Origin of the sequence: Thermogemmatispora sp. (genome assembly GCF_019683635.1) — a bacterium.
Lineage (GTDB): Bacteria > Chloroflexota > Ktedonobacteria > Ktedonobacterales > Ktedonobacteraceae > Thermogemmatispora.
The window spans coordinates 37,841-48,210 of record NZ_JADGIA010000011.1 but is presented as its reverse complement, the minus strand read 5'-3'; the positions used below and the strand labels follow the sequence as shown (position 1 = coordinate 48,210).

Annotated in this window: 7 protein-coding genes; 3 read left to right on the top strand and 4 right to left on the bottom strand. The window is 58.7% G+C overall.

The features are described 5' to 3' along the window. Positions 1-103: 103 nt before the first annotated feature. Both IRZ31_RS02715 and IRZ31_RS02710 read right to left on the bottom strand, forming a co-directional pair. Positions 104-1,972, bottom strand: a complete 1,869-nt coding sequence (locus IRZ31_RS02715; protein ID WP_297149268.1) for a pentapeptide repeat-containing protein — start codon at positions 1,970-1,972, stop codon at positions 104-106. Positions 1,973-2,129: 157 nt separating this feature from the next. Then, positions 2,130-3,068 carry an IclR family transcriptional regulator gene (locus tag IRZ31_RS02710; RefSeq protein ID WP_297149266.1) on the bottom strand — a complete coding sequence of 313 codons (939 nt, stop codon included), beginning with the start codon at positions 3,066-3,068 and terminating at the stop codon, positions 2,130-2,132. Positions 3,069-3,562: 494 nt separating this feature from the next. On the opposite strand from IRZ31_RS02710, the gene IRZ31_RS02705 reads away from it, so the two are divergent. The 3 genes from IRZ31_RS02705 (at position 3,563) to IRZ31_RS02695 (ending at position 6,646) form a co-directional block, all read left to right on the top strand. Continuing rightward, positions 3,563-4,654, top strand: coding sequence for an amidohydrolase family protein (locus tag IRZ31_RS02705; protein ID WP_297149264.1), 1,092 nt, complete (start codon positions 3,563-3,565; stop codon positions 4,652-4,654). A 151-nt stretch (positions 4,655-4,805) separates the two neighbouring features. Next, the gene (locus tag IRZ31_RS02700; RefSeq protein WP_297149262.1) at positions 4,806-5,615 is read left to right on the top strand and encodes an iron-sulfur cluster assembly protein; all 810 of its coding nucleotides are present in this window, start codon (positions 4,806-4,808) and stop codon (positions 5,613-5,615) included. After that, positions 5,612-6,646 (top strand): NAD(P)-dependent alcohol dehydrogenase, encoded by a 1,035-nt coding sequence (locus IRZ31_RS02695; protein WP_297149261.1) that lies wholly within the window; start codon positions 5,612-5,614, stop codon positions 6,644-6,646. The genes IRZ31_RS02700 and IRZ31_RS02695 overlap by 4 nt, the downstream gene beginning before the upstream one ends. A 237-nt stretch (positions 6,647-6,883) precedes the next feature. Here the strand turns inward: IRZ31_RS02695 and IRZ31_RS02690 are convergent, their stop codons facing one another. Next, positions 6,884-8,446, bottom strand: a complete 1,563-nt coding sequence (locus tag IRZ31_RS02690; protein ID WP_297149259.1) for an APC family permease — start codon at positions 8,444-8,446, stop codon at positions 6,884-6,886. A gap of 149 nt (positions 8,447-8,595) precedes the next feature. Beyond that, positions 8,596-10,104 (bottom strand): APC family permease, encoded by a 1,509-nt coding sequence (locus IRZ31_RS02685; RefSeq protein WP_297149257.1) that lies wholly within the window; start codon positions 10,102-10,104, stop codon positions 8,596-8,598. Positions 10,105-10,370: the final 266 nt, after the last annotated feature.

Genomic DNA, 10,370 nt, shown 5'->3' with positions numbered 1-10,370 from the left:
CGGAGGCGCACCGCTCTCCCTGCAGCGCTGCAGGGCGCTGCAGAGCGAAAGGAGCTTGGTTTGTTTGGGGAAGTGCCAGGGAAAGCCCAGGGAAAGCCCTGTTTTACGAAGAGGCCTGCTCTCCAGGGGCTGGTGACTTCTGCTTGATCGCGCGCAGCTCCTGGGTATCGACTATGTGATCAGTCACCTGGGGATCGAGCAGGCTTTCGGTGCTGGTGCGCTCCGACTGAGGCAGAGGATCAACCAGGCGCTCGATGAAAGGTAGAGTATCCAGAGTAGGAACAGAGAAAGGTGTTTCCGGGACCTGCGGGAAGTCCGTGGAGGAGGCAGATGCGGAAGACTCCTCCTGCGCCTCGCTGCCGCCGGTGGACTGGGTCTCGTAGGCGGTATCCGGTACGCGGAAAGTGAACGGGGAGGCGTTGGCCGTCGGTCCCTCGGCTTCTTGATTGTTTTCTCCCTCAGCTGCGCCTCTCTCTTCCTGAGAGAAGGAGCTGAAGCGCTCAACGGCCTCCTTCCAGGCACGTTCCCAGGTAGAAGCTGTCCAGGGGAGAGTAGCAGAAGCGGGAAACTCCTCTTGCTGCTCAAGGCTCTCGGATGCGTAGAACGAGGCTTCTGTGCTCTCTGCTGCCGTCACCCCATGCTCTTCATCAGCGGTGCTTGGCGGGGGGAAGCCCTGGGGTTCAGCCTCAGCACTGCTGGTGAAATTCAGAGATGCGCCGCCAGACGAGGTTTCAAGGGCCTTCAACCAGGCAGGGATCTCAGGCTGCTGGCCGGCTGGTCGCTCTTCCATCATATAGGCCAGGCTCTCAGGAGAAAAATAGTCCTCGCTGCCCTCCATTTGCTGGCCTGTCTCATCGGCTTCGACGTCTGGCACAACAGCCGGGGTCGACGGCTCTTCCTGCTCCTCGTTGCCTGACAAAGAAGCTGCTGCCGAAGCTGATTCAGGCGCTGTGCTGGCTGTGAACAAGGGCGAAGAGGTCGATGAACTCGGCGATTCCTGGTTGGCCGGCAAACCAGTCGTGGGCGGGATGACAGCACTGGCAAAGGAAGAGGCGGCCTCTTCCACACGAGAGGAGGCACCAACGGGGCCGGAGCGCGGGCTACTGGTGCTGGTTGTGTTAGCTGGAAGGGCAGTCTCCGCTGCTGCAGGACCATCGTGGCTCCGCGGGCGTGAGGCACTGCTGCCCGTGCTAGGAGCCGGGCGCTCGGGGATAATACGCGTTGGACGGACCGCTGGCATTCGCGGCGAGGTTTCTTCTACTTCGAGCTCGCTGTGGGGCTGTGAACCACGAATGGCCGAGCGCAGCTGCTCCTCTGTCAAGCTATAGACATTATCCAGACGGGCCCCTGTCAGATTGGTTTGGTGCAGATCTGCGACCAGCAAGGTGGCCTCGCTCAAGTTAGCCTCGCGCAGATCAGCATACGAAAGATTGGCCCCGGTCAAATTAGCTCTCGTGAGATCGGCGCCAGCCAGGCACGCGCGCGAGAGATCGGCCATCGAAAGATTGGCTCCAACCAGACGGGCCCCACGGAGGTCGGCACGTCCCAGATAACGGTGGGAGAGGTCGCGCTGCGAAAGGTCGGCCTTATATAGATTTGCTGGCCGCCAATGGGCGGGCATTGCAGCCCCCTCCTCGGCAGCTTTCGAGAGGATGGGGGTCTCATCTACCCGCGGCAGGCGCGCTAGCTCTAGCTCCACCCCAAACTGGCTGATTGCCTGATTAAGGCGTTCCTCGTATGCCTTGCGCAACTGCTCAACCTGATTGGCCAGGCTCTGTTTCTGGGCGGCCATCTCGCGCTGCTGCTTCTGCTCCCAGACCTGGCGACGAGCCTCCTCTGCCCGCTCCCAAGCGGCTTGCTGCTTGCGGACGCTTTCGATGAACAGGCGCTGAACACGCAAGCCGAGGAAGATCCCCAGGCCCCCTGCCAGCACGAAGATAATAACGCCCCCAATAATCAACGTTTCGACCATAGCACTAGACTCCTGGCTTGATCTCTCTTCTCCGCACTATTGTGAATGGTAGCAGCTCCAGTGTCCCTTATTATAAACAACTACGCACGTCCCGGTCTATTTTTGACTGTCGAACAGGACTTTTGCGAGGGATGGGCGATAGTCAAAGGTCAACCGGTCACGACACTGGTCCTCCCCAGCGTTCAGGATGCCTGCTAGCATCGCTCGCATGCCTGCTGAGGCGTAGCTCGGCGCTGGCCTGGCGAGCGGCGCGCAGGACCTGGGCGGTGAGCCATTCCCCGCGACGGGAGAGTAGATCACTGCGAAACGAAATAGCGATGGCTGCCATCACTCGGCCCTGGGCATCTCTGACAGGCGCTGCCAGGCAGGCAGTGTCAGCGTGTAGCTCCTCGCGATCAATACTGTAACCTTGATGGGCGATGGTGTGAAGCTCCTCGCAGAGAAGAGTGCGCTCCACGATTGTCTGCTGAGTCAGGCGAATCAGAGTATGACGAGCCAGGTAGTCTTCGACGAAGGCTGGCGAGCTATAGGCCAGGAGGACTTTTCCCAGGGCGTGGGCATGAGCGTGGCCGCGATAGCCGATGTAGATACCCGGAATGCGTTCGGCATGAGCTGGCTCGACGATGGCCTGTAGTTCCACCTCACCGTAGCGCCAGCCAGCTAGATAGGCTGGCTCCTGGCTGCGCTCGCTCAGGCTGTGAAGGATGGGGCGCAGCCGCTGCGACAGCGAAGGCTGATGAGCTGAGGCGCGCGCTACGGCTCGCCAGCTCTCCTGCGGGTCCGTGGCTGGCCAGTCGTGGGTGAGGGTGCGCAGGTAGGCGTCATTCAAATACGGGATCTGTGGCCCGAGCACGTAGTGGCCACTGGGGAGGCGCTCGACGTAGCCTGCGGTCAGCAGCGTATTCAGGCTGTGATAGCAGGTGCTGATATTGAGCTGAAGCAGTTTGCTCACTGCCCGGACAGTCAGTCCACCAGGAGTACGGGCGATCAGTTCAAGGATTGCAAGCACGCGCTGCGCCGAGCGTAGGATATCGTGCTTAGACTCGGAAGGTGACGATGCCTGGGTTTGAGGGTGGGCGTGAGAGCGCTTGGCCATGACTCTATTGCTCCTTTGCACGACTGGGCATGCGGGCCACGGTCGGCTTGCTTGCCTGTAGTGGCTACGATCCTTCCTTATAAAGCAGGGCCTTCCTTACCTGGGATTATACTGAGCCGCGTCTTGGTGTCAAGCAGGTTGAGGCAGCATTTCAAATAATGAAATCGCGATCTACACACTGATATCGTTTTATGCTATGCTGGCAATGTAAGCAAGGTGGCTGGAACCGGTTCGACCTCAGCCCTGACCGAAGTCAGTTGCTGGGTCGGATCAGCCTGCGCAGGCATGGCCCCAAGTTGTACCGCCCAGCAAGTAAGCAAAGAGGATTTGCCTGTCCTGAAGGAGCAGGGAGCGTAGTGCGTTTTGGCTCCCGCGCTTGCTCGTAATCTACTGAAGGCCGAGGCTGGCTCTGGAGCTGGCCTTGGCGAAGCGAGCTGCGGAGGAGTCACTACCCGGGTCACTGTTGACCTGCTGGATACAAAGGAGGCCAGCCAATGTTTCGCACCTCAACGGGCGAAGAAATCTTCATCATTGACGCCCATACTCACCTCTGGGATGCCAGTCCCGCCAACCAGCGCAACCAGTACGGGCGCGGCTGGATCGACTGCTTCTATGATTATCACCGCAACCTTTCCCCAGCTGAGTATGTCTGGCCGCTCAGCGACTTCGAGCACTATAGCCCGGAGCGCATGGCCCAGGATGAATTTGTCAAGGGCTATGTTGATATGGCCATTCTCCAGCCCACCTATCTCACCGAGTTCTTCATCCACGGCTTTAATACCATCGAGCAAAACAGCGTCATGAAGCAGCGCTATCCTGAGCGCTTTATCCTCAATGGCGCCTGGGATGCGCGCGATGGTGAAGCTGGCCTGGAGTATCTGCGTCGTCAGAAGGACGAATGGGACATCAAGGGCGTCAAGCTCTACACCGCGGAGTGGCGCGGCGCCTCCAAGGGCTACAAGCTCTCCAGCCCCGAAGCCTATCGTTATCTGGAAGAGTGCGCCAAGCTGGGGATCAGCAATATCCATGTGCATAAAGGCCCGACCATTTACCCACTTAACCGCGATGCCTTCGATGTGGCCGATGTCGACGATGCTGCCTCTCATTTCCCCGAACTGAATTTCATCGTTGAGCACGTTGGCCTGCCACGTCTGGAAGACTTCTGCTGGATCGCCGTCCAGGAGAAAAACGTCTATGCCGGTCTGGCTGTGGCCCTGCCTTTCATTTATCCGCGTCCGCGCTACTTTGCTGAGATCATGGCCAATCTCCTCTTCTGGGTCGGGCCGGACAAGATTCTCTTCGGCAGCGACTACGCCATTTGGGAACCCCGCTGGCTAGTGGAGCGCTTCATGGCCTTCGAGTTGCCCCAGGATCTCAAGGACGAATTCAAGGTTGATTTGACACTCGATGTGAAGCGCAAGATTATGGGCTTAAATGCAGCACGCCTCTATGGTATTGATCCCGAGGAACAACTGCAAAAGCTGCGCAACGATGAGCTAGCTCAACAGGCGGCCAGTGTAGAAGGTATGAGCAGGCCCCAAGCGGGCGAGGCCGGCAGCTCTGCACGGGCTGAGACAGGAGCCTGAGCGATGCTGAGCGGTGGCCGGACAGCTCAGACGGCGGGCAGAGCCCGGCTTGATTGCCAGGAGCTATCGCTACCAGTGCAGCTGCTGTTCTGGCTGCCGCTCTCCGAATGTATGGGCTCTATCGATGGCAAGAACAGGAGGAGAACGAACTATGCCCATCCAAGGAGCCGTGGGCGCTCCCCTCGTAAGGCCAGAGCAGGTCTGGGCGGCCATCGCCGATGTCCTTGATCCCGAGCTAGATACGCCCCTGGTGCGCCTGGGTTTCGTCGACCGTATTGAAATCAGCGGAACGAAGGTTGACATCTTTTTGAAGCTACCGACCTTCTGGTGCGCGCCCAACTTTGCCTATCTGATGGCCTCGGACCTGGCTGAGAGAGCGCGAAGCGTACCAGGGGTGAGCAGCGTTCAGGTGCATCTACTCGACCACTGTGAAGGAGAAGCCATCTCGGCGGCGGTCAATCGTGGCCTCAGCTTTGCTGCAGCTTTTCCCGATGAGGTCACGACGGACAGCGACTTGCAGGAATTGCGTCGCACCTTCCTGCGCAAGGGTTTTCTGATGCGTCAGGATCTCCTACTGCGTCGTTTGCTGCGAGCCGGCCTAAGTGAGGAAGTGCTGAGGACGCGGCGTCTGGAAGATCTCTCTTGGGATGAGGAGGCTGATGTGGCCTGCGTGTGTCTACCCGGGGCCACCTTGCAGTTACCGACGCTGGGCAGGTCTGCCCGAGCCTATGTGGAGCGGGGGCAGACTCTGGGAGTATTGCGGGTGGGCGGCCCCCTCTTTGTCAACGAGCAAGGGGAGCCTATACCTGCCGGTGAGCTTCAGGGCTTTCTGCGTCGCCTGCGCTCTGTGCGTCTGAGCCTGCTCTTCAATACGGCCATGTGCAGCGCTCTCTTTCGCACTCGTTACCAGCACGCTAGCGCAGAGACAGCGCATAACGAAGAAGGAGAGAATCCCCTATGAAAGCCGTTCGTCTCCATGCCTATAATCAATCACCAGTGGTTGAAGAGGTACCTGAGCCAACTATCAGTGGCCCCTTCGACGTCATTGTACGCATTGGGGGGGCCGGCCTCTGTCGCACTGATCTGCACATTATTGAAGGACAATGGGTCGAGAAATCGGGCGTAACGCTGCCTTATACGCTAGGGCACGAAAACGCCGGCTGGGTGCATGCCGTGGGTTCAGCGGTCAGCACCGTCGCCGTTGGCGACACGGTCATTGTGCATCCGCTCATTACCTGTGGCTTCTGCCGGGCTTGCCGTGCCGGGAACGACATGCACTGCGCCAACTCAGCCTTCCCAGGGATTTCAACAGATGGGGGTATGGCCACCTTCCTCAAGACCACGGCGCGCGCAGTGGTCAAGCTTGATCCCTCGCTGGCGCCCAAAGATATTGCCGCCCTGGCTGATGCCGGTCTGACGGCCTACCACGCCGTCAAGAAGGCCGTACCGATCCTTTATCCTGGCACCAAGGCTGTGGTTATCGGAGCTGGAGGGTTGGGCCATATTGGTGTGCAGTGTCTCAGAGCCCTAACCCCTGCCGAGGTGATCGTTGTCGACAAGTCGGCGGAGGCCCTGGAACTGGCGCGCGGCTGGGGAGCGGATCACACGGTGCTGGCCGATGGAGGTGAAGTAACCAGAGTGCGCGAAATCACCGAGGGTCAGGGTGCCGAGGTAATCCTGGATTTCGTGGGCGAGGGTGGTGCTCTGGAGAGCGGAATTGCTATGCTGCGCCGTGCCGGCTACTACTATGTCATCGGCTATGGGGGCCGTCTGGTCGTGCCGACCATTGATATTATCTCGACCGAGATCAACTTTATCGGCAACCTGGTCGGTACCTACAACGATCTGGTCGAGCTAATGGCCCTGACAGCGCAGGGGAAGGTCCGGCTGCATACGGCGGTCTATCCGCTGGAGGCGGCTCTCGACGCCATTCACGATCTGGAGAGTGGGCGCCTGCACGGGCGGGGCATTCTGGTGCCGGAGGGGGCCTGAGAGGGCGCTGACGGCTCTTCTGAGCACAGAATAGAAGATCGGGGACCGGTCACTAGCCCCTACCACACCGCTGGTGGGTCAGCGCTTGACTGGTCCCCTGTCCTCTGCAGTGCCGTCGCCCTCAAAAGAGAGGAGAGCGGCCAGGGAGCCGCCCGCCACTGACATGGCGGCTGCTGGCGACCGCTCCCCTCTTCCTGACAAAGCGAGGTCAGAGCCTGTCCTCTGCCGCGTGAGCTATTAGTTGGTGCTGGAGGCGGCCTCGTCGGTCACTAGTTCGCCGGAGACACTTCCAAGGGTCGAGCGTTGCTGCTCAAAGCGGCCCCACAGATAGAAGACCACAGCCACCAGCAAGACAATCGCGATCGGCAGCAGCTGAGTCAACTCATAGGTCAAGCGACTGATCTGGTAGCCGCTGACCGTTTCGTCCGTAGGGACCAAGGTAAAATAGGCTGTCACCAGCACTGACGCTAGAGCCAGCAAGGTTACGATCCAGGGACCAACCATGCCCCCGGGCACCCGATAAGGGCGCTTCACCTCTGGATACTTGTAACGCAGGACAATGTAGGAGATGAAGATGAACGCATAGGAGAGAGCCGTTGTCGAAATTGTGAAGCCCAGTACCAATGAGAACAGCGTTGACAGCTCGCCGGAACCGAAAGCTGTCACCAGAATCGCTGCCACCATCGCCACTGTTGCCACCGTGCCCGAAAGCAAGTTCGTGGCCAGAGGGGTACCGAAGCGAGCGCTGAAGCGTCCCAGGACCAGCGGAGCGGCCCCGTCGAGAGCCGTCACCGCATAGGTGCGATCGGCTCCCATCAGCCAGGTGCCGCCGGCGCTGGCTAAAGTCAGAATCAGGGCCAGGGCGATCAACCAGCCGAGGGCCGTCGCCACTGGAGCGGGCAAAACGCTCGCCACCACCTGGTAGGCATCGAGGAAGCCCCCAACGTTGGAGAGCTGATTTTTCGGCAGCGCTAACAGGATCACCAGAATCGGGATTGCATAGGCCAATACCCCAATCACGCCGGCGCGAAGCAGTGAGCGAGGGACATCGCGCTGAGGCTCAAACATCTCCTCACCGGCTCCGTTCTGCAGCTCAAAGCCGGCCCAATTGAAGACCAGCACCGGAATAATGCTGCTGAAAATGAGCCCCAGATTCGTCGTCGGCAGCAGGTCTGTCCAGCTCATGTGAGCGCCGCTCGCCTTGCCCCCGAAAAAGAAAGCCAAAGCCAGAATCACAAACAGCCCCAGCAGGGAGAGCTTCAAAATAATCCCGATCGTCGAGAACCACTTCCCGATGCGCAGAGAGACGATTGCACTCCAGGTCGTGAACCAGATAAAGATCAGAGCGATCAATATCTCAACGATTGCATCGCTAACTTTGCTCCCACCGAAGAGCAAATCGCTGTTCCCGAACCAGAACGTCTTCAAAGCAGCGATAGTGGTCACAGCCAGGGTACCGCCGACCCAGAGTGGATTAGAGACCCAGTAGAAGATCGAAGCAATGGCTGCAAAGAAGCGCCCGCCGGCCAGCTTGCACCAGACATAGATGCCACCCTCCTCCGGGAAAGTGCTACCCAGCTCCGCCGTCAGCAGACCATACGGAATCAGAAACGTAAGAGCTGTAATCAGCAACCAGGGGAAAACCTGGCCTCCCTGGGAGGAGACGGCCCCCAGCGTATCGATATTGATCATGGCTGTCAAGGTAAAACAGACCATGAAGAAGAGCGACAGCTCCTTGCGCAGCTTACGCTTCTCTCTCTGGGCTGCCTCGCTCAACATGAGCGGTTGCTGCTCTAACATCGCAAGCCTCCTTAAGATTGATCTTGTTCGGTATCATCAGCCGAACCTGGACAGATAGTCAAAGAAAGCAGGGAGGGCAAGCTGTCCGCTCACTGCGAGATGGGCGCTTGCTTCCCTATGAGCCGCCTGTCTGCCTTCTCTTTCGCGGATTATAAGCCGGCCTGTCCCCGCCAGCGCTCCCAGCTTGCCTCGCCGCGTGCCACCATACTGCCCAGCAATCCCAGGGTAAGACAGGCGAGGGTTGTGCCACCGACTGCCAGCCACCAGGCCGTGGGGGTCAGCAGATCAGGAATCCAGGAATTCAGCAACGTATCCACACTGGCCAGCAGGCAGGAGAGGGTCCCCAACAAGGCGAGTACCCAGAACAGAGGTAAAGGGAGAATACGATACTTGTGGAAGAGCGCTGGCTGACGCCGTGCGACCACGAGCACGTCGATAAAGAGAAAAGGGATCGAGGTGAGCCAGACCAGAGTCAGCGCGGCCAGGGAGACCGTGAAAATGATAGTCGACAGGTCGGCAGGCTGACCAATGGGGAAAAGGTAGGGAAGGGCGAAATAGCTGAGGGCGGTAAAAACCAGAGCCACCGCCGACTGGAAGTAAATGGCGTTGGCTGGAGCGCGTGCGCGATTCAGCTTGGCCAGACTCGTCGGCAGATGCCCATCGATGGCTGCAACCAGTAACAAGCGCGCAAAGGTGTAATTGTAAATCAAAGGGGCGATCACGAAGAAGCAGAGCAGGCAGACTGCCGTCACATTGCCTGCGATTCTTCCCAGAGCCTGATCAACCAGGCTAATGAAGACAACAGGATCAGAGGCTCCCTGCGGGCCGCGAACCACAAGTACTGCAAGAGTGGTCACAAGGTAGCTGGCAACAACAAGCAGGCTGCCCCAACGCAAATGGGAGCGAATCACTTGCCTGCGTTGCTCGGGGCGGATTTCACCGGCCATCGCCAGAGGGACCTCAGTGCCCAGGTAAGATTGGATGAGAAAGCCGAAGAGCACAAAGTTGGCTGGTCCTGGTTGCCAGTCGTCCAGATGATTAAAACTGGTGGCTGGTGCGTGACCTGTGATGAGCCAGGCGAAAGTCGCCACGGTGATCAAGAGCACTGCCAGCAGGAGCAAGCTCACTGTGACATTCAGTACTCCTTGCAACACACGCAGTGGCTGCACGGTCAGGACAGTGCCCAGGAGAATGAGAAAGGCTAGTACCACTCCCTGTTGCCAGGGGGCGGTCAGCCAGCCATCGTGCAAACCTTGGAGATAAGTGATGGCTGTGCCGAAGCCGCTGACGAGGGCTAGAATGCCTGGGAGCCAGGCACAGAAGGCAGCAAAGAAACCCCAGAAAGTTCCCAGGGTGCGATAGGTCCAGTTGTAGAGAGCGCCCTCGTGGGGAAACAACAGGCCCAGCTGCGCCGTACTCAAGACACAGGGAAGAAAGAAGGCTACTCCGCAGATCAGCCAGTAGAGGAAGGAGACTACGCCGGCAGCAGCCGCTGTGGCACTGTTCGTTAAGTAGAAGATAGCTGCAAAGAAGATAGCCGTCATGTCCAACTTGCTGAGGACAGGAGGCATCACCCGTTCCACGTAGTGCTCGGAAGGTAATGCGCTTCCTGATGGTGGGTGTGTTGCTAGCTGGGCAGCAGAACTTTCCACTTCCATAAGGTCCCTTCCTTTCTTTTATCGTTGCCTCCTGGCAGGGAGAGACTAAAGCAGAGCTTTTAATAGAAGTCTACCTTTATATACCAAAATGTCAATGCTTTAGGGTATCTTATCCCATGCGCTCAAGATAGATTGCATAGGGATGGTAAAGTTCAGAACTACAGGAAGCCAGGAGGCTCCTCGTTGCTTGGCCGGCAATTCCGGGACTGTGAGCAGCTCTAGCTCTAGAGATCAGAGCGGCATTGCTGGGCTACCTGCCAGCAAGT